This is a genomic window from Bradyrhizobium sp. SZCCHNR1017 (genome assembly GCF_032381375.1).
GTDB lineage: Bacteria > Pseudomonadota > Alphaproteobacteria > Rhizobiales > Xanthobacteraceae > Bradyrhizobium.
In genome coordinates this window covers 192828-216713 of the sequence record NZ_JAUHIR010000009.1, presented here as the reverse complement: position 1 = coordinate 216713, position 23886 = coordinate 192828, and the positions used below count along the sequence as shown (strand labels likewise).

Here is a 23886-nt window from a genome sequence, read left to right as displayed (position 1 = left end):
CATGGCCGCACGGATCGTGATCTTGAATGGACCCAATCTCAATTTTCTCGGCATTCGGGAGCCCGACATCTACGGCTCGACGACGCTGAAGCAGATCGAGGACAGCTGCCACGCGCTCGCGGACCAACTCGGCGTATCCGTCTCGTTCCACCAGTCGAACATGGAAGGCGAGCTCGTTGGTCTGATCCAATCCGCTCACGGCCAGGCGGATGCGATCATCATCAATCCGGCAGGCTATTCTTTCACATCGGTCGCGCTGATCGATGCGCTGAACATCTTCGATGGGGTGAAGATCGAGCTGCACATCTCCAACATCCATGCGCGGGACGAGCTGCACCGCCATTCGATCACCTCGCGGGCCTGCACAGCGGTGATTTGCGGACTTGGCGCTTACGGCTATCTCGCTGCGATCCTGGCGGTCGTCCAGCGGCTCGGGCAATTGCCTGAAACGATTCCGCCGGCCCTGCACGGGCTTGCGCTAACCGGCAAGATGTAATCAGGAGACAAGCATGCGCGGAACAGGGTTTCTCGCCATCTGGAGCGACGTCGAGGCGCATGATCTGACCGACTACCGGCATTGGCTGACGCGCGAGCACACCACCGAGCGCGTGACGACGCGGGGCTTCCTGGCGTCGCGTGTGTTTCGTGCCGTGCGCAGCGACGTCAACCGCTTCTTCATCCTGTACGAGCTCGAAACGCCCGAGGTCCTCGACGGCAAGGACTATCTGGCGCGGCTCAACGCGCCCACCCCGTGGTCGCAGCGCATCATGCCGAAGCTCGGCAATTTCATGCGTGGCGGCGGTGTGATCGTCGCGCGCGCCGGGCGGGGCGAGGGCGCCACGATCGTGGCGCTGCGGATCGACAAATTGCCCGCCGACCCGCAACGGCTGGCCACCGCGCTCGTTGGCTGCGACGGGATCGCTGCCGTGCAGATCGGGGCGACCGACGCGCCGCGGACATCCGTACCGACCGCTGAAAAGGGCATGCGGAAGCACGAGGGCTTCTTCTCGGGGCTTCTGTTGATCGAGGCGCTCGATGACGCTTCGTTGCAGAGGGCCTTGCGGCAGGCGCGGACACTTGCATCCGATGTCATGGAGGGAGCCAGCGAGCCTGACTTCTATCAGGGCATGTTTGCGCTCGACGCACGCATCGCGGATGCTTGCTGATGGCGACCTTTTCGCTCGCTGCGCTGACCGTGCTCGACTTGGCGCCGCCCGAGATGATCGATCTGGCGGCCCGCTGCGGCTACGACAAGGTCGGCCTCAGGCTGCTGCCGGCCGTGCCCGGTGGACTGGCCTATCGCCTGATGGATGACGCCGCGCTCCTGCGTACGACGCTCCAGCAGTTGCAGTCGACGGGTGTAACCGTTGCCGATCTCGAGGTCGTCGCCTTCAGACCTGAGACGAGCGTCGCGTCGTTCATGCCGTTCTTCGAGACAGGCGCACGCCTCGGCGCCAGGCACATCCTTGTCGCCGGCTATGACCCCGACCTGGCGCGGTTCTCCGATCGTTATCGGCAGTTTTGCGAGGCGGCTGCTGCGTTCGGTCTGACCGCCGATCTGGAATTCATGCCCTGGACCAGCGTTCCTGATCTGACAACCGCGATGCGGATCGTTGACGATGTCGACCATCCCGCGGCCGGCATTCTGGTGGATGCGCTGCATTTCGATCGATCGCGAAGCAAGCTCGCGGATCTCCGCTCCATCCCGGCCGATCGGCTGCACTATTGGCAGCTCTGCGACGGTCCGGCCGAGCGCCCCGCGACGACTGAGCAAATGATCCATGCCGCGCGCGAGGAGCGCATGTTCCCGGGCGAGGGCGGCATCGATCTCGTCGGTCTCACGCGGGCGATGCCGGACTGCCTGACCATCAGCATCGAGGTGCCGACCGTTGTGCTGGCGAAGACCGTCGATGCTGAAACGCGGGCGCGGCGCGCCCTTGCAGCGGGCAGGGCCGTGGTCGAAAAGGCGCAGGCGCTGTGACGGAAGAGGCTGGTGATGGCGCACAACGATCGCCCGTGGGACGTTGAGACCGATCTGCTGGTCGTCGGTACCGGCGCTGCCGGCATGACGGCCGCGCTGGTGGGCGCGCTCGAAGGGCTCGACGTCGTCCTGTGCGAGAAGTCGGACATGGTGGGCGGCACCACCGCAACCTCCGCCGGCACGGTGTGGATCCCGGGCAACCGGCAGGGCCGCCTTGCGGGGACGCCTGATACGGTCGAGGCCGCGCGCACCTATCTCGCTGCAATGCTCGGCGAGCACGCCGCCGACCGCCGCGTCGACATGTTCCTTCGGGCAGGGTGGGTCGTGCTTGATGATCTCGAGCAGAAGACGAGCGTTCGATTTGCGGCGCCTCCGATCCACCCCGACTACAAGCAGCTTCCGGGCGCTGCGATCGGCGGACGCGCGCTCACGGCCATGCCGTTCGAGGGCCGAAAGCTCGGACCGGATTTTGCCCGTGTCAGGCCGCCGCGTCGGGAGTTCATGGTGCTCGGCGGCATGATGGTGAGCAAGGCGGACATCCCGGCGCTGCTGGCGCCATTCCGCAGCTGGAGCAGTCTTAGGCATGTCCTGGGTCTGCTCGCCCGGCATGCGATGGACCGGATCAGCCACACGCGCGGAACGCGCCTGGTCATGGGAAACGCGCTCGTCGCGAGGCTCCTCGACAGCCTCCGCCGCGTCGCCGTCGACCTGCGCTTCGAGACCGAACTTCGCGATCTCGTTTGCGAGGGGGATCACATCATGGGTGCGGTTCTTTCGTCTCCTGGCGGAGAGCTCAGGATAAGGGCCCGCAAGGGCGTCGTGCTGGCGAGCGGAGGCATCGGCTGGAGCCGTGAGCTAAGAGAGCGTCTATTCCCCGAGCCGGCGCGTCGACTTTCGCTCGCGCCCACCTCGAACACCGGCGATGGCATCCTGGCGGCGGAGCGCGTCAGTGCAGCGATCGCCCGAGACCTCGACAGTCCGGCGTTGTGGATGCCGAGTTCGGTGATGACGCAGGCCGACGGTCATGTGTCGATCTTCCCGCACATCATGCTCGATCGCGCCAAGCCTGGATTGCTGGCCGTGAACAGGTCAGGCCGCCGTTTCGTGAACGAGGCCGATTCCTATCATGACTTCGTCGCCGCGATGCTGCGATCGAACGCGCCGTCTTCAAGTCCGGCCTTCCTGATCTGCGATGCGACGTTCATCAAGGATTTCGGCATTGGGCTCGTTCGTCCGGGGACGCGAAACCTGAAGGCGTTCGTGCAAGCCAGCTATCTGGTCGAGGCGGAGACGATCGAGCAGCTGGCGCGAAGGATCGGCGTCGACGCCGGGCAGCTTGCGGCAACGGTCGAGCAGTATAATCGCTACGCGGACAGCGGGATCGACGAAGACTTCGGCCGAGGGTCCAGCGCGTTGAACCGGTTCAATGGCGATCCGGAGACCAAGCCGAACCCATGTCTGCGGCGGATCGGTCAGGGGCGCTATTATGCCGTCGCCGTGTGGCCGTCGGATCTCGCCAGCAGTTGCGGTCTACTTACGGATGAGCGCGCCAGAGTGTTGTCACGCAACGGAACGGTCTTGCCCGGACTGTATGCCGTCGGGACCGATGCATCCTCCATTTTCCGCGGCATGTACCCCGGACCTGGAACGATGATCGGCCCCGCCATGGTCTTTGCATGGTGCGCCGCGCTCGATTGCGCAGGAACGCTCGCTGACCGAATGAGGCTGTCTGAGTGACCAACGGGAGGTTCGCAGGCGATTCTGATTCGCGACAATTTTGCCTTCGGGTTCAGGCGCCGGGTTGGCGCCCCCGGAGTCGCGGCTCGGCTGCGCCGCACAGACCCATGAGCCGCTGACGGTACCGATTGTAGACTAAGGCGGCCCCGGGCTGCCAACAGAGAACGATAAGCAAGAGGAGAGAACTGATGCCGATCGCGCGAGGAATTTTTTGGGCAATGCTGCTGGTGGCTGCGACTTGCCAGGTGACATCGGCGTTCGCCGAGCCGATGGCTTGTGACGACGGCATCAAAGCCGCCTTCCATCCCGACGAGATCACGACCGTGATCGCGGTCAGCCGGGTCAACAAGGGTGAGGAGCTTTTGGCGCCCGATGCGCCGAAGCCGATCACGGCGGCAGCCGATCTTTGCCTCGTGAAGCTGTTGGTCGGTCCCGGCGTCACAGCGGAGAAGGACAAAAACGCGCGCTCCTATTCAGAAGGTATCGGCATCGAGGTCTGGCTGCCGACGCAGGCCAACTGGAACGAGCGCATCCGTAACTATGGCGGTGGCGGCTGGGTCGGCGGCGGCCATCGCTTCGCCGACAAGATCGGGAGCAAGGTGCCGGCAATTGTCAACGCCAATATCGGCTATGCTTCGGGCACAACGGATGCCGGCCAGCCGTGGTATCAGGACGGTTCGTTCGCCTTCCTCTCTGACGGCAAGGTTAACGTCGAGGGCCTCCGCGACTTCTCGGTACGGGCGATGGTCGAGCAGGCGATCAAGACCAAAGCGCTGGTCAATCTCTACTATGGCAAGGCGCCGAAATTCGTCTACTACGATGGACACTCGCAGGGCGGCCGCCAGGGCCTGAAGATCCTGCAGGAATATCCAGAGCTCTATGACGGCTACATGATCGCGCAGCCTGCGCCGAACATCGCGCGGTTCGGCACCACCAGCCTCTATCCGCAGATCGTGATGAAGACCGAGCTCGGCTTCTCTGCCATCAACAAGCCGGAGGCTGCCGCGTTCGCCGCCAAGGTCGACGCTGCCAACAAGCGCGCCGTTGCAACCTGTGACAAGGCCGGGCTCGGCTTCCTGCTTGATCCCTTCGCCTGCGACTACAATCCCGCCCGCGACGCGGTGCTGCTCTGTACGGGCGAAACGAGCGACGGCGTCACCGGAAGCAACGCCGACAAGGCAGCTTGCATGAGCTCGAAGGAAGCGGGTGCGCTCAACAAAATCTGGTACGGCGCGACCCGCGATGGCAGCGTCGATCCGGCTCAGACGGCGGAAGCCCGCAGCGGCAAGGCGCTCGGCGTGAAGCAGATGTGGTGGACCTTTACCAAGGGCACGTCGATCTCAACGCAGATCACGAGCCCGTCGACTGACAATTTTGCGCTCGGCATGGAGGACGTCAGCTACGCCGCTGATGCCAGCGCGACCTCAGCCATTCCGATCACCAACACCTCGACCGCAAGGCGCAACCGCTGGCTCGAGCTCGATTATGCCGCCTTCGCTGCTGGCGTCGACAAGAATGTCGAACTGCAGCCCACGCTGTTCAGCAATCTGATCACCGACAAGGCCGATCTCTCGAAGCTGCGCGATCTCGGCCGCAAGGTGATCATATGGAGCGGCCTTGCGGATGATGCGATCCCGCCGGCCGGCAACGTCAATTATCACGAGCGCGTGCTTGCTGCGATGGGCGGCGACGCCGAGGTCTCAAAATTCATGCGGATGTATCTGGTCCCGGGGGCTGCGCATTCCTCGCAGGGCCGCTCGTACACCGTGACCGGCAAGAACGACGCCGTGCCGCTGCCGAAACTGCCGGGCAATGCCAACCAGACGCCGACCCGCGACAAGGACCAGTTCTTCTCCGCATTGACGGATTGGGTCGAGAAGGGAGTGCCGCCGGGCGAGATCACGTTGACCTCGCGCGATGGCAGCGTGAGCTATCCGGTCTGCGTCTATCCGCAGCGGACGACGTGGGATGGCCGCGGCCCTGCGACGCAGCCTTCGAGCTTCAGCTGCCGCTAGTCACTACAATCAAGAAATTCTCGACAGAGGGGAGACAGACGAGAGGCGATGGCGGTCTCAGTTGTCGTTGGAAGAGCCTGACTCTTTCACCGTTGCATGTCGCAGCTCCGTCGTCAAAATAGGAATGAAGAACCATTGGTTTGGGATTGGCAGCGGACTTCGCTACCAATCCTACTATCTCATGCGCCAAACTACGATTTTTCGTGATTCGTACTCCCGCTGCTGGCAGTCCTCGTCCGCGAACGGCACGCAATTTCCGCCGAAGGACGTTGAAACAGGTCAGTCGCTCTCAGTCGGACGTCCGCGCAGTGAAGTCTCTGCGCTGTCCCAGGGCGGTTCCGGCCGCCAAGCCTCTATCAACGCATCGATGAATGTACGCACCTTCGGCGACAAGTGCCTGCTCGAAGGATAGACGGCGCGAATGGGTGCACCATCGGCGTCGACCTCTTTGAGGATCGGCACCAGCCGACCTGCACGCAGATCGTCGCTGACCAGGAATGTGGCAAGCCGAGCGATGCCGAAACCCGCAATCGTCGCGTCGCGCAAGGCTTCAGCGTTGGTCGCGACGAAACGCCCATTGATGGCGATCACGCGAGCTTGTCCGTTCTCGTTGAATCGCCAGTCGACGGAGCGCCCGCCGTGCACGAAGGCGAGGCAGCTATGCTGCGCCAACGCGTCGATGTTTCTCGGCGTTCCTCGCTCGGCAAGATAGGCCGGCGACGCACAGGTCACCAGGCGATGGCGCGCCAGAAACCTATTCATCAGCCGAGAATCTTCGCTGCTGCCGATCCTGATCGCGAGATCCACGCCCTCGTCGATGAGATCGACATAGCGATCGCCGAAGGAGGCGCTGACGGATATCTCCGGCCATTTGCGAATGAACTCATTGAGGACCGGAAGCACGTGCAGCCGGCCGAAGGATACGGGCAGATCCAGCCGCAACCGCCCCCGCGGCGCCTGCGAGTGACTGAGCATCGCCATCTCCGCTTCGTCGAGATCGGCGAGCAGCCTCACGCACCGCTCGTGGAAGGCGGCTCCCTCTCCGGTCAGTGAGACGCTTCGCGTGGTGCGCTGGAGCAGCCTGACCCCGAGCCGGTCCTCGAGCCGAACGATGCTCTTGCCGACTGCCGATCGCGAAAGGCCGATGCGTTCGGCCGCTGCCGTGAAGCTCTTGGCTTCGGCGACATGGACGAACACGCTGATGTCCTTCATCCGGTCGATAGCCATTGCGCCTCCTGAAACAGCCCCGAGCTGCAGCCGCGGCCATTCAAATCCGCCACGAACGGTCCGATCATTGGGGCAATACGTTCCCCAGTGAAGGGAAATCACCGGATATTGTGGCTCCAAGGCGCCTATTCTAACCTTTTTGAAACTGGCTGCACCAGCATGGGAAGTAAAATTCCCCATTCAATCAGATCAATGCAAACCGGTAACATGGTAGTGCGAGGCCAATAACCTGCCGCGCAGAAGGGGAAGCGCACCGTGAAGGCTGTTCGCTATTACGGACGGAAGGACATCCGTGTCGAAACCGTCGATGAGCCCAAGGAGATGGGCGCCAGCCAGCTCCTGGTGAAGCCGCTGTGGACCGGCATCTGCGGCACGGACCTCCACGAATACATTGCAGGGCCGATCGTCACGCCCGCGTCGCCGCACGTGTTCACTGCAGCAACCTTGCCGCAGATCCTGGGACATGAGTTCTCGGCCGAGGTACTGGACGTCGGGCGCGACGTCACTCATGTGCGGCGCGGCGACCGTATTTCGGTGCAGCCGCTGATGATGCCGATGAACGACTATTACAGCCGGCGGGGTCTCAACCATCTCAGCGAAAAGATGGCTTGCATCGGCCTCAGCTGGGCCTGGGGCGGCATGTCCGATCTCGCCGTCATCAACGACTACAATGCGGCGAAAGTGCCCGACTCCATCACCGACGAGGAAGCCGCCATGATCGAGCCGGCGGCGGTCGCGCTCTATGCGGTCGACCGCGGCGGTGTCCAGGCTGGCAGCACCGTGCTGATCGCAGGTGCAGGCCCGATCGGCGCGCTGACCATTCTGTGCGCCCACGCAGCCGGCGCCGCCAGGATCTACGTGTCGGAGCCCAACGCATCGCGGCGTCGAACGATCGAGAGCTGGGGTATTTGCGCCGGCGTCTACGATCCCAAGACGACGGACGTGGTCGCGCGCGTCAAGGAGCAGACCGAAGAGAATGTCGGCGTCGACGTCGCCATCGAATGCGTCGGTAACGAAAGCGCATTGAACACCTGCGTCGAAGCCGTGCGGCGGCGCGGTGTCGTGGTGCAGGCCGGCCTGCACGTCGGCAAAGCCTCGACCGATCCGATGTTGTGGGCCCTGAAGGACATCACCATCGAGGCAACCTGGTGTTACCCGATCACGATGTGGCCGCGCATCATCGGACTGGTCGAGTCTGGCAAGCTGCCAATCTCGAAGATCATCGATGGCCGTATCCGCGCCGAGGACGTGGTCTCGAAAGGCTTCGACGTCCTCACTGCGCCAAGCAACGACAAGCTGAAGATACTCGTGTCGACGCAGCTGGCGGCACCGTCGTGAGGCGGCGTAGGCAAGACCAGGGTTGATTGTCCAGAGCGACGCTCAAGTCGCCACGATCAGTGAAACCAAAGGGGAGGAACACCAATGAGAGTGACTATCGCGAGCTGCCTGTCACTGGCCTGCCTGGCCATGGTGACACCAATTGCCGTCCAGGCGGAATATTCCGGCGCGCCGCGCACGTTCCTGTTCAATCCAGCGCTCGACGTCTGCATTCGCGACACCGCGAAGTTCAAGAAGGCGCCGCCCTACACCATCGGCTTCTCCAATGCCGGCCTCGGCGACAGCTGGCGCGTGGTTGGCCTGCACTCGCTTCAGAAAGCTGCGCACGACCATGCCGACGTCGTGAAGAAGCTGCTGATCACCGATGCGGGCCATGACGATGCCAAGCAGGTCGCCGACATCCAGGATCTGGTCTCCCGCGGCGTCGATCTCCTGATCGTCAGCGCCAACACGTCGCAGGCGCTCGATCCCGCCGTCACCCAGGCGACCGAACGCGGCATCCCCGTCGTGATGGTGGACCGCCGGGTGGATTCTGACAATTTCGTCACCTTCGTCACAGCGTCCGACGCGATGATGGGGCGCCTGTTCGCGCAATGGATCGTCGAGAAGCTGAACGGCAAGGGCAACGTGATCATCCTCGGAGGCCAGGCCGGCTCCAGCCCGAACGAGAACCGTGTCAAACCAGCGATGCAGGTGTTCTCGGCCTATCCCGGTATCAAGATCCTGGAGACCGTCTACTCCGACTGGAGCCCGGTGAAGGGCAAGCAGGTGATGCAGGCCATGATCGCCAAGTACGGCCATAGCATCAATGCCGTGTTCTCGCCGCACGGATTGCAGGTGCCCGGTGCGATCGAGGCCTTTCTCGATGCCGGCTGGAAGGGAAGCGAAATTCCGCCGATCACCTCGGCCGACATGAACGGACCGATGAAGATGGCTATCAAGAACAAGTTCCCGCTGCTCGACATCGACTATCCGCCCGCGATGATGGGCACGGCGCTCGACGTCGCGCTCAAGGTGCTGTCCGGCGCCGCGGTGCCCTGCGTCTATACCATCAACAGCAATATCGTTCTGACCCACGGTGACGAGACGCCTTCCATTCCGAAGCCTGACATGTATGCGGAGCAGCACATCGTGCCCGACGGTCCCGACGACATGCTCGTGTCCGGCGGCATGGGCCCGACCTACAATCCGAGCACGTTCAAGATCGACTATCCGCACTGAACCCGGAACAATGGCGTACCGGCGAGGCCGGCACGCCAAAGGGGCAAGACGGACCGAATGCTCACACTCAAGGCCATTTCCAAGAGTTTTCCCGGCGTGCGCGCCCTCCACGGCGTAAACTTAGACGTCAAACCTGGCGAAATCCACGGCTTGCTCGGCGAGAACGGCGCCGGCAAATCCACCCTGATCAAGATCATCGCCGGCGCGGTTGCGCCCGACGAAGGCGAGATCACCCTCGCCGGTCAACGCGTGAGATGGTCGTCACCGCGCGAGGCGAAGCTCGCCGGAGTCCACGTCGTCTATCAGGAGTTCGCGCTGTTTTCGCAGTTGTCCGTCGCCGAGAACATCTTCCTCGGCAACGAGCGGCGCAACGCGCTCGGCCTGGTCGATCACGGACGGACACGGAAAGAGGCCGCTGAGCTGATGCGCAAGCTTGGCATCACCCTTGACCCTCGCGAGACGGTGGCCTCTCTCTCGGTCGCCGACCAGCAGATGGTCGAGATCGCGCGCGCGATGACGCACAATGTCCGCCTGTTGATCCTCGACGAGCCCACCGCCGTCATTGCCGGGCGCGAGGTCGAACTGTTGTTCGAGCGCCTGCGCCGGCTGCGCGAGGCCGGTGTGTCCATTCTCTTCATTTCGCATCGGCTCGACGAAGTCTTCGCGCTGTGCGATCGTGCCACGATCCTGAAGGACGGCCGTCTGGTCGGCACGACGGATACCGTCGCCGTCACGCGCGAACGGCTGATCTCGATGATGGTGGGGCGCGATCTCGGCGAGCTGTTTCCCCCGCGCTCGACCGCGTCGCGACCGGATCAACCCGTGCTACGCACCGACGGCATCTGCGTCGGCGACCGGGTCCGTGACGTCTCGATAGAACTGCATGCAGGCGAGGTCGTCGCGCTGGCGGGCATGGTCGGCGCCGGACGCACCGATCTGGCGCTCGGTCTGTTCGGCGCAGCTCCTATCTCGAAGGGCACTCTCCACATCGCCGGCGAGCGCTTTACGGCAATGACGCCCGCCAAGGCGATCGGGCTCGGCATGGGCCTCGTCACCGAGGATCGCAAGTCGCAGGGGCTTGCGATGCTGCTCGACATTGCTGCGAACATCACTGGGCCAGCACTCGGCGAGGTCACCCGCTACGGAGTGATTGATCGCGAGGGCGAACTGGCGATCGCCGCCCACGAAATCGAACGATACCGCATCGCCTGCCGCGGACCGGCAACGCCGGTCGCAACCATGTCGGGCGGAAATCAGCAGAAGGTGATCATCGCGCGCTGGGCACGCCTGTGCAGGTCGATACTGATCCTCGATGAACCGACACGCGGCGTCGACGTCGGCGCCAAGGCCGATATTTACCGGATCATGCGCGAACTTGCCGATTCAGGCCTCGCAATCCTGATGATCAGCTCGGAAATGACCGAGGTCATCGGCATGGCCGATCGCGTGATTGTCATGCGCGAGGGACGGATCGCCGGCGAGCTGCCGGGATGCGACGCCACGGAGGAAAGCATCATGTACCTGGCCACGAGCGAGCGCGCCGCATGACCGCGATCGCCGCCCGTCTCGCGATGCCTTGGTGGCTGCGCAGCAATGCGGGGCTTGCCGGCGTGCTCGTCCTGATCTGCGCGGTATATCTTGTTGGCGCAACGGTCTCCGACCGATTCCTGACGCTGGGCAACCTGCTCAATGTCTATGAGCAGACCACCGACCTTGCGCTGGTCAGTATCGGGCAAACCCTGACCATTCTCAGCGGCGGCATCGACCTCTCGGTCGGCTCGCTGATCAGCCTCACCTCCTGCCTGACATCAGGCCTGATCAACGGCAATCCGGATCGGGTCGTTCCGGTCGTGCTCGGCGTGCTCGCGCTCGGGACATTCGTCGGCGTGCTCAACGCCGGCCTGGTCGTCACCTTGCGCGTTCATCCGCTGATCGTGACGCTCGGCATGGGCGCGGTCCTGCAAGGCGTGACCTTGCTCTACGCACTGGGACCGGTCGGTCGGGTGCCGCGCAGCTTCACCGTGCTCGCCTATGGACGCATCTCGGGCATCCCCATCGGAGCGACGCTTGCAGTCGTCCTTGGCATCCTGGTCGCGCTGCTGCTGCGATATTTGCCGCTCGGCCGCCAGATCTACGCCCTTGGCGATGATGCGAATTCCGCGCGTCTCGTGGGATTGCGGCGGACGCGCATCCTGATGCTGGTCTACGGCATCTCGGGCTTCTGCTGCGGGGCGACCGGGCTTTATCTCGCCGCGAGGTTCGGCGTTGGACAGCCCTACACCGGCGTCAACTACACCTTGGCTTCGATCACTCCGGTCGTGCTCGGCGGTACCTTGCTGAGCGGTGGCAAAGGCGGCGTGATCGGCACGCTGTTCGGCGCCTTTCTGATCACGCTCCTGAACAACCTGCTCAACTTCATGGACGTGTCGAAGCACTATCAATTGGTCGCGCAGGCGGTCATCATCATCCTTGCCGTCTCCATCTATGTCGAACGCCGCAGGATCGGGTGAGCAGGATGTCAGGCTCCGTAGAAATCGCCGGCTCCGTCACCCCGTCCTGGTCGGTCCGCAGCGTCATGGAAAGCTATGGCACAGCCCTCGCTCTGCCGCTGCTGCTCGCGCTTGGTGGCGTGATCTCACCGGCCTTCGTCAGTCCCGGTAATTTGTCCAACCTGCTGCTACAAGTCGCGCCGCTCGCGATCGCAGCCATGGGGCAAAGCCTGATGATGATCGTTCGCGGCCTCGATCTCTCTGTCGCCTCGATGATGGCGACCGCCGCCGTGATCGCGACCGGTTTCTCGGGCCTCGACCAGAATGTCCCCGCCATCGTCGCGACGGCCTTGGTGGTCGCTGTCAGCGTTGGCCTGCTCAACGGCTTTCTCGTCACCAAGCGTCAGGTGTCCCCGTTCCTGGCAACGCTCGCCACGATGATCCTGCTCCAGGGATTCAGGTTCGCCTACACGCAGGGCGCGCCGTCCGGCAACGTGCCGCCGGTACTGCGGCTGCTCGGCTCCGGAAAATTTCACGGCGTGCCCTATAACGTACTCGTTCTGCTGTTCGCAGCGGTCTTGCTGGCTGGGGTCCTGCACCGTTCCGCTTTCGGAAGGAGGATTTTCATTGTCGGCGGCAATCCAGTGACGGGGCGCCTGTTTGGCATCCGCTCCGACGCGGTCATGATCGGCTGCTACCTGATCTCGAGCTGCCTTGCGGCGCTCGCCGGGCTGATCCTGAGCGGTTATGTCGGGCTCGTCGACAACTGGGTCGGGCAGGGGTACGAGCTCGACTCGATCGTAGCCTGTGTCGTCGGACGGGTGTCGCTGCGGGGCGGCCGCGGCTCGATCCTTGGCGCCCTCACGGGAGCCGCCATCATCGTCATCCTCGCCAACGAAGTGGTGCTGCTCGGCGTGCCGGTCCAGGTCCAATTGATCATCAAGGGCGTCGTCATTGTCCTCGCTGCTGCAATCTACACTCGTAGAGATGCACCATAGCGTTTTCTAAGGATGCGATGAGAGGAAACCCACCATGAGCGAGCATTGAGAGGAAACTGTTCCGGGTAGAAAACCGGGTACTCTCAAAAAAGTCCAATTGATTGTGCCGCTGCACCGAAGTTTGTTGCACGAGCGGACAGACCGGAGCGTTGCACGTGTTGTAGCCCCTGCGGAAGAGGTCTCCACAAGCGCATTGTTATTCGGCGATTGCTGAGGACATTCCGTGTTCATTACGATTGCCGTCAGCGACAATATTGGCTGGTTCATGGAGAACTTGCCGAGCGTTGGATGTCAGCCACCAGCGGCCATGACCCACCCCACCCGCACGTGCACATGATCGTACCGGGCGGCGGCATCTCGCCCGACGGCCAGCGCTGGGTGTCCTGGCGGCCAGGATTCTTCCCTGCCAGTGCGGGCGCTTTCACGCCTGTTCCGTCGGCTGTTCCTGGAGCGCCTGGCCACCCTCCACCAGGCCGGGCGCCTGATCTTCGGCAACGACGCCCACCTCGCCGGAGAACAATCATTAGCAACGTTGCTGGCAGCGTCGGGCAAGATGGAATGGGTCGTTTATGCCAAGCGTCCGTTCGGTGGCCCCGAGGCAGCGCTGGCCTATCTGTCGCGCTATTCCCACCGCGTCGCTATCGCCAACAGCCGCCTGCTCGCCTGCGGCCAGCAAGGCGTCACCTTCAGATGGAAGGATTACCGCGTCGAAGGGCCGCGACCGTCAAAAGCGGATGACGCTCGCGACGGACGAGTTCATTCGCCGCTTCCTCATCCACGTGCTCGCCTCCGCCGCATCCGCCACTACGGCCTGCTGGCGCGAGGCGCCTGCACCGACAACGTCGCACGCGCGCGCGAGCTGCTCTTCTCGCCATAGGCGGCTCCAGTCAGCCCGGCGACCTCCATCTCCATCAACCGCTGGGCGGCAAAGCCGATCATCTCGCGCAGAAGATCCGCGTCCGGGGCCTCCTCGACGAGCGCGCGAAGGTTCATCATCTCGTCGGTCATCGGTGGTTCCTCGAATCGAGTTGGTGTCAGCAACCCGACCCTACCGGGCAATCACCGGTGACCACCGCAAAGCCGTCCGCCCGCTACGGCGCTATGGGAGAGCGCGCGGGCGGACGGCTTTGCTCTACCAAGTTACACCACGCCCGGGAACACCGCCCTTAAAAGTATCGCAAAGCGGCAACCCGGACAAGCGCAACGACGGCTCTGGGTCGCGGGCGGAAGTCTCATGCAGAGTAAATCTCGTCTGCACAACCTCGGGCAACTGATACGCGTGGCCCTGACGGGCTTCACCTGAACCGCCTCCGTACCGCGATAGGAAATCTGTGCGTCTTCTCCGTCGTGACCGAAGCGCGACCCTTCTGGCGCCCTAGCGTCCACCCGAAGTCGCCTCCGGATCCTCACCAAGGGCCTACCTCGCCACCCTCGGTCTCGCCGCTTGGCGCGGCAAAGATCGATGTTTGATAATGCGATAGGCCCCGGACGGCTAAGGCCTTGAGCCGGTTCACGGCCTATCGGGTGCTGCGGCGCTTGGTCCTGCGGCCGAGGTCCATGCCGTCAATTGGCCAGGAGACTAAGGCCGCTATCCTACTCGACTTGCCGGCCGACCATTTGGCGGCCACTGATCGCTCACGAACGGCGGTTTTTGGGCGGGTCTTCGAGATCCGACCTTCCGAATTAGGCTGCTCTCCTGTAACAAAATAGGGCTTCTGCGATAGTGGGCTTCACGATGTAGCGGACCCCCGCTACCACCTTTCCCCACACTCCCTTTACTCTGCTTGGGTATGCCTCCCCGCCAATCAGCGAGTTGAGACGGCCAGCAATTTCAACACAGACCCCGCCCGGGCGCGTGTCATCTCTCGACACCGTCACCGTCTCCACAAGATCTCGAATTGCTTCGGCAGCCTCCTCGTCGCCTGCGCTCACACCTTTGCCGAGCGCATTTTCGAGCCGCGCCAATTGCTCTTCGTATCGCCGAAGAATGACGGGGTGGAGCGCAATCGGCTGCGGAGCGGAGGGCTGGCTTTGCAATTCAGCCATGATCCGCTTCCGATCGGCATCCAGAGCCGTGGACCGCGGGCCGAGAATCGAAGGATCGCGATGCCCCTTGGCGATGGCGTCAGCTGGATGCCGCAGCGAAGAAAAAGAAGCTCAATTATCCAGTATGATTGCGGGAACGGGTTTGCCGGCCGCTTCACAGACTGCCTCGATAAGCAGGCGAACCGCTTTGGCATGCCAATCGATTTTCGCTCACGAATGAACGATTTGCGGGATACTGTTGCTCGGAATTTGCGTCGCCTCCGAACGGGGAAGGGCTGGACGCAGGAGGAGCTTGCGTTCCGAGCAAAAGTCGATCGGAGCTATGTCAGTCAGCTGGAGACAGGGGTATACAGCGCATCTGTGACGATGCTCGGTAAGCTGTCCAAGGCGCTCGGCGTAGAGCCCAGCGAATTTCTAAAGCCTTGACCAGAGCCTCTGGTGCTCGTTTCGCTGGGGTGCTCTGGCAGAATTGGCGACAATCGCTCGGGCTGTCCCCTATAGTGAAGACCAGCCACGTCGGCCGATCGGCCAGCGCCAGTAGCCCTCTATACTTGGGAGTCGCGCGACCGGGCCCAGCTTGGTGCGGTATTGGTGCGTGAGGATTTGAAGTAAGTACTGATCCCGCTAACGCGTTGATCGTCCGTGAGACCTTATCACGCTAGGGCTGCGACCGGGCCGTTATGGGCGGCAAGGTATCGATCGGCTTCGTTGATTTTGCTGCGTTCTCGTTCGTTTTCGATTGAGTTCGTTGCGGTTTGTTCGGATCGTTCTGGTGCGAGACTGGTGCGGCCCGTTGAGGGCAACATCCTCTCTAGGCTGAAACAGAGGGCGATTCTAGGAAACCTTAAGATCACTTGGCAATCAGGGGCCACCTCGTGTTGTCCGGAAGCCATCATTGGTACACAATGCATTTTCCGAGAGCTGGGAAGCGGGTATCGACAAATTCACGATACACGACTTGAGGCGCAGCTTACGCACCGTCATGCCGCGCGCGTCTACGTCCCATCAATAAAAAGCCCGCCGGCAATCTGGGCCATCAGCGCGAGAGCAGGGGTGGTCCGGCAGAGGGCAGCGGATGAGGCACTGACGACTGCAAAGTCGATGACTGCGCCCGGGGTTGCGAGAGTCTATGCTGCGGGATCGGGGCCGCCTGCTGCTGGGACAGCGACGAAGGCGGGGTTGTCGACATTCTCTGTCTGATGTCGTCTGCGACAGCTTGCAGCGTCGCAATGTTCTGGGCCATCAGCTCTTGCTTGGCGGTGAGTTGCTCTAAGCTGCGCCGCACGACATCGAGATTGAACGCCAGGGGCTCAAGCTGCTGCATCGGGTCCGGGGCAGTTGAAGCAACGGCTGGCGACTTCGTCCTCGAGACGGATAACAACCAGCCCAGCGATGGAACCCGGGCCACTACCTTGTCCCTTGCTGCGTCGCCGTAGGACTGCCAGGCAAGGGTGGCGCCGATACCGATGAGAACTGCAATAACAAACCGGGCAGGGGTGTGGAGTGTTCGCCTGCCAATCGACGGCCGGTCGCTCGCGATATTGTCGTCCTTGAGGCCGGAGGGGCGAGGAGAACGGCCAGGCGGTTTCATGGGCCGTCCAATCCGCGGATCGAATCGGGCGTTTGGATCGCGCGCAGGCCCGTCCCACGCATTCTCTACGAGAGGCATGCTTTGCGAGTACATAAGTAGCTCCTTCCTGACTATTCACGGATCGTGATCGCGAGCTGAGCCTGCGCGACGAGTTTCAGCACAATCAGTCTCAGCAATGTCGTTTTTCCGGACCCGTTCCGATTGTTCCGGGGCGTGAAGCCAGGGTCGACCGGCTTGATGCCTTGGTCGTCACGGCATGGCGATAGACGGTTTCGATTCCTTTCCCGAAGGCGTCGACGGAATATTGCGTCGTTGCGCGAAGCCGGGCGGCATGGCCCATGCGCCAGCGCCGCTCCGGATCGCGGAGCAATGTTTCGATCGCTTCCGCCAACCGAACATGATTGCCGGGTGGAACGGTGATGGCCTCGATGCCGTGGCGCGCCACGCGTGGAACGGCCGTGTCAAGCCATGTATTGATGATCGGCCGTCCCGCCGCCATCGCTTCCAGTTGAGCGATGCCAAACGTTTCCGCATTGGTCACGGACGGCAGGACAAAGACGTCCGCTGTACACATGAGACTGGCGAGTTTGGCCTTCGGCGCTGAGCCGAGCAGGCGGACGCGATCCGCGACGCCGAGGCTATGAATCATTCGTTCAAGCCGTGCCCGGTCTGGACCTTCGCCGATGATCCAGACCTCGAAGCGGTGGCCGACCGCCGCTCGCACCAGCACATCGAAGCCCTTGTAGGGAACAAGTTGCCCGCAAGCCAGCACGAGCCGTCCACGATCGCGTTCGGCAGCGTCATTGTCGCGCGGCTCCGGCCAATCGTACTTCGAGGCATCGACGCCGAACGGAACGACGTGACATTTCTCAGCGAATTCCTGCAGCAGCGGGCTGCTGTACAGCAGAATGGCATTGGACACGATGATTGCGTCCGCCTGCCGCAGCGTCCGGCGCAACAGCGGTTTCATAAACCACCTCAGTCCGGCATGCGAAGCGATGTCCGCATGGTAGTGCACGACCAAAGGTCGATCGCGGCCCAACCCCAGGGCGAGCATGAGATCGGCGAGCGAAAACGGTGCATGAAGCGCGAGCAGATCGTGATCGGCGACCTGGCGCCACAACCGCAGCGGATAAGTCGGCGCGGCCGGAAGCGAACCTACATCGCCGAACGAGCGCACGCGCTCGATCGTAACGCCGTTCACGACGATGCGCCGTTGCCCGTTCGACTTGGAGCAGACCAGCACGCAGGCGGTGAACGCGTTTTTCAGTCCTGCGCATATGTCGCGGATCACCGACGGGGCTCCGCCGAACAGGTCGGGATAGCAGTCATTGAAGATGTGAAGCACCGAGAGGCGCCGAGAGGGAGCGAGCATAGCCGAACTCTCCATGACTGAGCGCCTCCTGTATATGTGGGAAAATTTCACACGTCAATTGATCTCGACGGAAAAGTGGGATTGTATCCCACGGGACTCGCCGCTACAATTTCGCCATGAACGCCAAATCCCGGAGATCGAAGTCGGCTTCACATCAGCCGATTGCGGCGGCGAGCCTGCGCGCGCCCTTGGCGCGCCTGCTGCGCCCGCTGGTGCGGCTATGCATCCGCGGTGGAATGACATTTCCTGAGCTGGCTCAGCTGTTGCGAGAACTCTTCGTCAATGTTGCCGAGCACGACTTTGCCCTGGAGGGAAAGGAGCAGACCGACAGCCGCGTGAGTCTGCTCACCGGAATTCACCGCAAGGAGGTTGCGCGGCTGCGCGGCGCCGGTGCGCCGGTCAATGAAACGCCTGCCACTCTGTCGCTGACCAGCGCGATCATGGCACGCTGGCTCGCCGCTCCGGAGTTCACGGACGCGAACGGCGATCCGCTGCCCTTGCCGCGCATGGCCAGTGGCGATGCGCCCTCGTTCGAGCAGCTCGTCAGTTCGATCACGAAGGATGTCCGCCCGCGCGCAGTGCTGGATGAATGGCTGGACCGCGAGCTCGTGACCATCAACGGCGATGAAGAGATCGTGTTGGTGGATACCGGCTTCGTTCCGCGCGGCGACGACGAGCGCAAATGGCACTATCTCGGCCGTAACCTGCATGATCATATCGCGGCAGCCGCCGAAAACGTATCCGGGCCAGCACCCCGTTTCCTCGAACGCGCGGTGCACTATGACGGCCTTTCAGCCAAGCTCGCAAAACGTCTCGAAGGGCGTTCGCGCGAACTGGCCATGGACGCCCTGAAGATCGCCAACCGGGAAGCAAACCGCGCGCTCGCCAGGGACAAGGGCGGCGACCACCGCTGGAATTTCGGCATCTACATTTACAGCGAAGGTCCGGACGACGCGGCGAATGGTGATGCTGACGAAGGCGGCTCGTCATGACCAGGCAGCCCGTCATCTCGCGCCGCTCGTTGCTTATGGGACTCTGGCTTGCCGGATCGTCCTCCGCCTGGGCGCAGGTGCGCCGCGGCAGCGATCAGGGTATCGGCGGCACCGGTATCACACGTGGCCACGATCAGGGCATCGGCGGCACCGGCATTGTTGGCGTCATTCAGCGTTTCGGCAGCATTTTCGTCAACGGCCAACGCATCAGCTATGCGCCGAACGTCCCGGTGCGGATCGATGGCGAACCGGTATCGGCGAAGGCGCTCAAGATCGGACATCTGGCTCGTGTGCTGGCGCTGCCGCAGGCGAACGGTTCGCTGATCACCCGCGGCGTCAACGTGGTCAGCGAGGTGATGGGGCCGATCGAAAGCGTCAGGGACGGCGAGATGACCGTGCTGGGCCAGCGGATCATAGCGGCCGGCCACGAAAGCTGGCGCCATCCGGGCGTCAATGTCGCGGTCTTCGGGGTGCGCCGCATCGACGGCGTGATCGTCTCAAGCCTGGTCGAGCAACGCCTTAACGCGACAACGCGGGTTTCCGGACCACTCGAACGCGATCGCGGCGGCCTGCGAATAGGCGGGTTGCGACTCAACGGCGCCGATGCCGCACTCGTCGGACAACGTGTTCAGGCTGAGGGCCGCGTTACGCAAGGCGTGATGCAGATCTCGCGCATAAGGGCTGACGACCTCTCTGATTTCTTCGGCGCGAACCGTCTGTCGATCGAAGGCTATGTCCGCCGCGTCGGCAGCTATCTGCAATTCGGCTCGGGCTATGTCGCGCATGACAATAGTCGCTTCGCATCCTCAGGCAATGCCCGCGTGGTCGTGAACGCCACCTTTGACAGTTCCCGTGGCTTGCGGGTTGAATCCATCCAGTCCGTCAACAAATTTCCGGGTGACTCGATCCAAGGTACGAGATCCGAGCAAACTCCGGGCGCGACGCCCGGCGGCTCGGACGTCCCGGGCGGCGCTACTGTGCCAGGCGGCGGTCCTCCCGGGCTGGGCGGTGGCGGTCCTCCAGGCCTTGGCGGCGGCGGTCCTCCCGGCCTTGGCGGCGGCGGTCCTCCCGGCCTTGGCGGCGGCGGTCCTCCCGGCCTTGGCGGTGGCGGTCCTCCAGGCCTTGGCGGCGGCGGTCCTCCCGGCCTGGGCGGCGGCAGTCCTCCCGGCCTGGGCGGCGGCCGCGGCCGGCGATGAGCAACGAAGATATGGCAGAGCGGGCGAGAGGCGCGCGCTCGCAGCGTCGTCCAGCTTCGCTATGCGATTCATCGCGAGCAACTTGCGCTGCGAACAGCTAGCCCGAGTTCGCGGATTCGCGCTCGAAAATCGGGATTTTGCGATTTTTTTGGCGAGCTAAGTAATTGATCTGCAAAGGGTGGGGTGTTCGATTTCGGGCGAGAATGGTTGTAGTGAAGACCTCCCCGATTCCCAAGGGCGTGGCGATGCGGGTGGATCCGCCGCGCGATGTTTCTGCGACGCACGGAGCGACGAGCCCGCGGCTGAGCAGAATATGAACAACCCGACGGCGCTCGCCGCTCTGGCGAGCGCCGTCTCGCAGACGGTGCGACGACAGAAGATTGGCTGAGTTTCCGCTGATCGGCGGAGAGACGTTTGGTGGATCGAAGCGGATGCGGAGAGCACGCTATCTTGCCGGCGATGACAACTCGATTGAGACGTCGAGCGCGCTATTGTGTCTGTGTTGCCCCGCGATCCTGACGAGGACATGTGCGCCCGCTTGGCAGGCGGGGCTGAGCACGGACTCTCGGATGGACCACCAGATGTCATCACCGCGAGATCACGACGGAAGCCGGACCAATGCTATGTTGTCGACCGCTCGTGTGCAGCCGTGTAGTATCGAACAGAGGAGACGATCACGTCGAAGATGAAGGCGGAGAGACGCCCGATGTAAGCGTCCGGCCGCTGCACATGGCCTCAGATCTTGACATGATCGGCCGGCTCGATCGCCGCCGGGTGCACGGTGACGATGTCGGAAGCGGCCGCGATCTGTGCAAGCTCGGCGTCTACGCGCTTACGTTCTGCCGCGAGCTCATTGACCTTCGGGTTGTGCGCTGAGCGGGATCAGCAGTCCGAGACGAGCTATGGACAGTCGTCTTGGTCAGGCCGCGCGCTCGAACTGCGGCTGCCAGCGGAGCAAGTAGGATTGCAGCGACTGGACGGCGAGCGCCAGCAGGATGCCGACGAACATCATGATGAAGATCGCCACCATCATCTCGCTCGCATTGGCGCGGGCCTCGGCCTCGATGATCAGCTTGCCGAGCCCGCGCTCGGCGCCGATGAACTCGCCGACGATGACGCCGACGAGCGCGAAGGAGACCGCTGGAAGCAGCGAGGCGAACACCCAGGCCAGTGCGGACGGGACGACGACGGTGCGCAGCACGGTCAGCTCGCTCGCGCCCAGCAGCCGGGCCGCGGCGATCTGGTCGCGGTCGACCGCGCGGGTGCCCTCGAAGGTGTTGAAGAAGACGACGAAGAACACGACGAGCCATGCGGTCGCGATCTTGGAGAGATCGCCGAGACCGAAGATCAAGATGACGAGCGGCACCAGCGCGATGCGCGGGATCGAGTTGAGCGCGATGATGTAGGGACCGAACACGCGGGCGAGAAAGTCCGACCGCCCGAGCACCACGCCGGCGGCGATGCCGGTCAGCGCGCCGAACAGAAAACCCCACCAGGTGTTCTTGAGCGTGACGAGGGTCGCGGTCCACAGATTGTTGTCGGTGGCTCCGATGCAGGCGACGACTCCGGCGGGGTCGCTGAAGCAGCCGAGGCGCAGAAAACTCTGCCAGATCAGCGAGGGCTTTGCGACGAAGTAGGGATCGAGGATCTTCGGCACATAGGCTTTGGGCAGCAGCGCCTTGCTCCACTCGAAGCCCCATTGCCAGACCACGAGCACAATGACCAGGATGGCGATCTGCCAGAACAGGATGGCGGCGCGACGGGTCGACATGATCGGTCAGCCTTCTCAGTCAGCCTTGGTGCGGCGGAATTCTTCGCCGAGCGAATGCCAGATATGGGAATAGAGCCGGCCGAACTCGGCGGTCTCGCGCAGGCTCACGGGGTCGCGCGGCCTGGAGAATGACACTTCGAAATCATCCTTGAGGCGCCCCGGCCGGGCCGACAGCAGGATGATGCGGCTGGCGAGCGTCAGCGCCTCGCCGAGATCGTGGGTCACGAACAGCACGGTCTGCCGCTCGCGCTCCCAGATCTCGAGCAGGGTCTTGTGCATCTCGAGCTTGGTGTGGGTATCGAGCGCGCCGAACGGCTCGTCCATCAGCAGGATCTCCGGCGCGAGGATCAGCGTGCGCATCAGCGCCACGCGCTGCCGCATGCCGCCGGACAGCATGCGCGGAAAGCTGCGGCCGAAGCCTTGCAGCCCGGCCTTGCCGATGGCCTCGGTGACGCGCTGCGCGCGCTCCGGCTTCGGCACGCCGGCGATCTCCAGGCCGTAGCCGATGTTCTGCTCGACCGTCCGCCACGGAAACAGCGTGTCGCGCTGGAACACGTAGCCGACCCTTGGATTCACCTTGCCGGTCTCGACCGTGTCGCCGTCGATCAGGATGCGCCCGCCCGAGCGCGGCAGCAGCCCGGCGACCATGTTGAGGATCGTGCTCTTGCCGCAACCGGACGGACCCAGGAGGGCAACGAATTCGCCCTCCCGCACATCGAAGGACACGTTGTCGACGGCGACAAATTCGCGGCCGCCGGTGCTGTAGGTCTTCATCAAACCCTGCACCGCGATCCGGGTGCGTTCCGCGGCAGGGCTCTCCGCGCCGCGCACCGAGGCGAGGCCTGCATTGGAGGGCGGCATCATTTGGTCTTCGCCTTCGCCGCCGCGAGGAAGCTGGGATCGACGATGTCCTCGTACTTGATCTCGGGAATGTCCGTCCCCTTGCGGTACCAGGGCTTGGCGCCGCGTGCATAGGACGCGGGGTCGATGCTGCCGTCATAGGCCCAGGTGGCGGTGTCGAAGCCGAGCTCGGCGCTGACCGCTTCGGGATCGATGCCGGAGAAGTACTTCGGCGTCATCAGCGCCTGCACCTCGGCGAGCGGCGTGGCCTTGACCCAGGCCATGGCGCGGGTGATCGCATTGACGAAGGCCTGCACCAGCGCCTTGTCCTGCTCGATCGTGTCCTTCAAGGCGTAGATGACGAGCACCGGGACCGTGCCGCCGAAATCCTTCTCGAACAGTCCGGGCTTGGAGGTGTCGTAGATCACCTTGCCGAAGCCCTTCTTCTCGACCTCGACGATCCAACTCGGCGGCGCCATGATGGCGTCGAACTGCTTGGTCTGCAGCGATGGAAACATCGTGTTCGGTCCGCCGCCTGCGACCCAGTTCACCTTGTCGCCCAGGCCGCGCGACTCGAACACATAGGTGCCGTAGACCCAGGTGCCCGATCCGATCGCCGTGGCGGCGACGATCGGCTTCGCACCGTCGGCGCGCCTGGAGGCGGCGAGCGCCTCGACCGAGGTGATGCCGCTGTCGTAGAGATCACGTCGCACCACGATGTTGGCGTAGGAGCAGACCATCTCGGTTGCCAGCAGGATCTTGCACGGTTTGCCGCGTGCCGTGAGCTGCAGCGGGTGGCTGGCGTCGCCATGCGCAAACAGCGCTTGATCGGCGGCGAGCGTCTGGCGGCCGAAGGTGCCGGAATTGCCGGTGAGGAGCTTGGGATCGAGGCCCTCGTCCTTGAAGTAGCCCTTCAGCTCCGCGATCATTGCAATCGCATAGACCGGCGACACCGGTCCGAACGCGATCGACGCAGGCCGCGTCTCGGCCAGCAGCCGTCCTGGCAGCAGCGAAGCGCCCGCGAAGGCCGCGCCGGACGCGAGCGCGCGGCGCCGTGTGATCGTCATGG

Annotated in this window: 22 protein-coding genes and 2 pseudogenes; 16 read left to right on the top strand and 8 right to left on the bottom strand. The window is 63.4% G+C overall.

Going from position 1 to position 23886, the window contains the following annotated elements:
- The first annotated feature begins 1 nt into the window (after position 1).
- The 5 genes from QW863_RS22680 (at position 2) to QW863_RS22660 (ending at position 5733) form a co-directional block, all read left to right on the top strand.
- Positions 2–496, top strand: coding sequence for a type II 3-dehydroquinate dehydratase (locus tag QW863_RS22680; RefSeq protein WP_315706506.1), 495 nt, complete (start codon positions 2–4; stop codon positions 494–496).
- Between the two features lie 13 nt (positions 497–509).
- Positions 510–1166: a hypothetical protein gene (locus QW863_RS22675; RefSeq protein WP_315706505.1), complete on the top strand. Its 657-nt coding sequence runs from the start codon at positions 510–512 to the stop codon at positions 1164–1166.
- The gene (locus QW863_RS22670) at positions 1166–1981 is read left to right on the top strand and encodes a sugar phosphate isomerase/epimerase family protein (RefSeq protein WP_315706504.1); all 816 of its coding nucleotides are present in this window, start codon (positions 1166–1168) and stop codon (positions 1979–1981) included. The genes QW863_RS22675 and QW863_RS22670 overlap by 1 nt, the downstream gene beginning before the upstream one ends.
- Positions 1982–1996: 15 nt before the next feature.
- The gene (locus QW863_RS22665) at positions 1997–3718 is read left to right on the top strand and encodes an FAD-dependent oxidoreductase (RefSeq protein ID WP_315706503.1); all 1722 of its coding nucleotides are present in this window, start codon (positions 1997–1999) and stop codon (positions 3716–3718) included.
- Positions 3719–3906: 188 nt separating this feature from the next.
- Positions 3907–5733 (top strand): tannase/feruloyl esterase family alpha/beta hydrolase, encoded by a 1827-nt coding sequence (locus QW863_RS22660; RefSeq protein WP_315714176.1) that lies wholly within the window; start codon positions 3907–3909, stop codon positions 5731–5733.
- Between the two features lie 279 nt (positions 5734–6012).
- Here the strand turns inward: QW863_RS22660 and QW863_RS22655 are convergent, their stop codons facing one another.
- Complete coding sequence (locus QW863_RS22655) at positions 6013–7140, bottom strand: LysR family transcriptional regulator (RefSeq protein ID WP_315714177.1); 1128 nt, start codon at positions 7138–7140, stop codon at positions 6013–6015.
- A gap of 75 nt (positions 7141–7215) precedes the next feature.
- Between QW863_RS22655 and QW863_RS22650 the strand changes: the two genes are divergently transcribed.
- The 7 genes and pseudogenes from QW863_RS22650 (at position 7216) to QW863_RS22620 (ending at position 13883) form a co-directional block, all read left to right on the top strand.
- On the top strand, positions 7216–8298 hold the full coding sequence (locus QW863_RS22650) for a 2,3-butanediol dehydrogenase (RefSeq protein ID WP_315706500.1): 1083 nt from the start codon (positions 7216–7218) through the stop codon (positions 8296–8298).
- 84 nt (positions 8299–8382) lie between these two features.
- The gene (locus tag QW863_RS22645) at positions 8383–9519 is read left to right on the top strand and encodes an ABC transporter substrate-binding protein (protein WP_315706499.1); all 1137 of its coding nucleotides are present in this window, start codon (positions 8383–8385) and stop codon (positions 9517–9519) included.
- Positions 9520–9576: 57 nt separating this feature from the next.
- Positions 9577–11067: a sugar ABC transporter ATP-binding protein gene (locus QW863_RS22640; protein WP_315706498.1), complete on the top strand. Its 1491-nt coding sequence runs from the start codon at positions 9577–9579 to the stop codon at positions 11065–11067.
- Positions 11064–12029, top strand: coding sequence for an ABC transporter permease (locus QW863_RS22635; RefSeq protein ID WP_315706497.1), 966 nt, complete (start codon positions 11064–11066; stop codon positions 12027–12029). The genes QW863_RS22640 and QW863_RS22635 overlap by 4 nt, the downstream gene beginning before the upstream one ends.
- A gap of 5 nt (positions 12030–12034) precedes the next feature.
- Positions 12035–13006 (top strand): ABC transporter permease, encoded by a 972-nt coding sequence (locus tag QW863_RS22630; protein ID WP_315714178.1) that lies wholly within the window; start codon positions 12035–12037, stop codon positions 13004–13006.
- A 288-nt stretch (positions 13007–13294) separates the two neighbouring features.
- Positions 13295–13372, top strand: a pseudogene (locus QW863_RS22625) (hypothetical protein); the annotation flags it as partial.
- Positions 13373–13415: 43 nt separating this feature from the next.
- Complete coding sequence (locus QW863_RS22620) at positions 13416–13883, top strand: transposase (RefSeq protein ID WP_315706495.1); 468 nt, start codon at positions 13416–13418, stop codon at positions 13881–13883.
- Here QW863_RS22620 and QW863_RS22615 read toward each other — a convergent pair.
- Together QW863_RS22615 and QW863_RS22610 are read right to left on the bottom strand one after the other, a co-directional pair.
- Positions 13859–14014: pseudogene (locus tag QW863_RS22615) on the bottom strand (IS256 family transposase); the annotation flags it as partial. The gene QW863_RS22620 and the pseudogene QW863_RS22615 overlap by 25 nt on opposite strands.
- 675 nt (positions 14015–14689) lie before the next feature.
- The gene (locus QW863_RS22610; protein ID WP_315714179.1) at positions 14690–15052 is read right to left on the bottom strand and encodes a hypothetical protein; all 363 of its coding nucleotides are present in this window, start codon (positions 15050–15052) and stop codon (positions 14690–14692) included.
- Between QW863_RS22610 and QW863_RS22605 the strand changes: the two genes are divergently transcribed.
- Complete coding sequence (locus QW863_RS22605) at positions 15038–15478, top strand: helix-turn-helix transcriptional regulator (RefSeq protein ID WP_315768668.1); 441 nt, start codon at positions 15038–15040, stop codon at positions 15476–15478. The genes QW863_RS22610 and QW863_RS22605 overlap by 15 nt on opposite strands.
- A 610-nt stretch (positions 15479–16088) precedes the next feature.
- Here the strand turns inward: QW863_RS22605 and QW863_RS22600 are convergent.
- Both QW863_RS22600 and QW863_RS22595 read right to left on the bottom strand, forming a co-directional pair.
- The gene (locus tag QW863_RS22600) at positions 16089–16643 is read right to left on the bottom strand and encodes a hypothetical protein (RefSeq protein ID WP_315714181.1); all 555 of its coding nucleotides are present in this window, start codon (positions 16641–16643) and stop codon (positions 16089–16091) included.
- A gap of 169 nt (positions 16644–16812) precedes the next feature.
- Complete coding sequence (locus QW863_RS22595; RefSeq protein ID WP_315714182.1) at positions 16813–18018, bottom strand: glycosyltransferase; 1206 nt, start codon at positions 18016–18018, stop codon at positions 16813–16815.
- Positions 18019–18134: 116 nt separating this feature from the next.
- Here QW863_RS22595 and QW863_RS22590 point away from each other — a divergent pair, with 116 nt between their 5' ends.
- From QW863_RS22590 to QW863_RS22580, 3 genes are all read left to right on the top strand, one after another.
- Positions 18135–19010 (top strand): DUF6502 family protein, encoded by an 876-nt coding sequence (locus QW863_RS22590; RefSeq protein ID WP_315714183.1) that lies wholly within the window; start codon positions 18135–18137, stop codon positions 19008–19010.
- Complete coding sequence (locus tag QW863_RS22585; protein WP_315714184.1) at positions 19007–20206, top strand: hypothetical protein; 1200 nt, start codon at positions 19007–19009, stop codon at positions 20204–20206. Before QW863_RS22590 ends, QW863_RS22585 begins: the two co-directional genes overlap by 4 nt.
- 747 nt (positions 20207–20953) lie before the next feature.
- Positions 20954–21082, top strand: coding sequence for a hypothetical protein (locus QW863_RS22580; protein WP_315714185.1), 129 nt, complete (start codon positions 20954–20956; stop codon positions 21080–21082).
- Between the two features lie 43 nt (positions 21083–21125).
- On the opposite strand, the gene QW863_RS22575 is transcribed toward QW863_RS22580, so the two are convergent.
- From QW863_RS22575 to QW863_RS22565, 3 genes are read right to left on the bottom strand one after another with little or no spacing between them, the layout of a single operon-like run.
- Positions 21126–21977, bottom strand: coding sequence for an ABC transporter permease (locus tag QW863_RS22575; RefSeq protein WP_315714186.1), 852 nt, complete (start codon positions 21975–21977; stop codon positions 21126–21128).
- Positions 21978–21992: 15 nt separating this feature from the next.
- Positions 21993–22841: an ABC transporter ATP-binding protein gene (locus tag QW863_RS22570; RefSeq protein ID WP_315714187.1), complete on the bottom strand. Its 849-nt coding sequence runs from the start codon at positions 22839–22841 to the stop codon at positions 21993–21995.
- The gene (locus QW863_RS22565; RefSeq protein WP_315714188.1) at positions 22838–23884 is read right to left on the bottom strand and encodes an ABC transporter substrate-binding protein; all 1047 of its coding nucleotides are present in this window, start codon (positions 23882–23884) and stop codon (positions 22838–22840) included. Before QW863_RS22565 ends, QW863_RS22570 begins: the two co-directional genes overlap by 4 nt.
- Positions 23885–23886 lie beyond the last annotated feature (2 nt).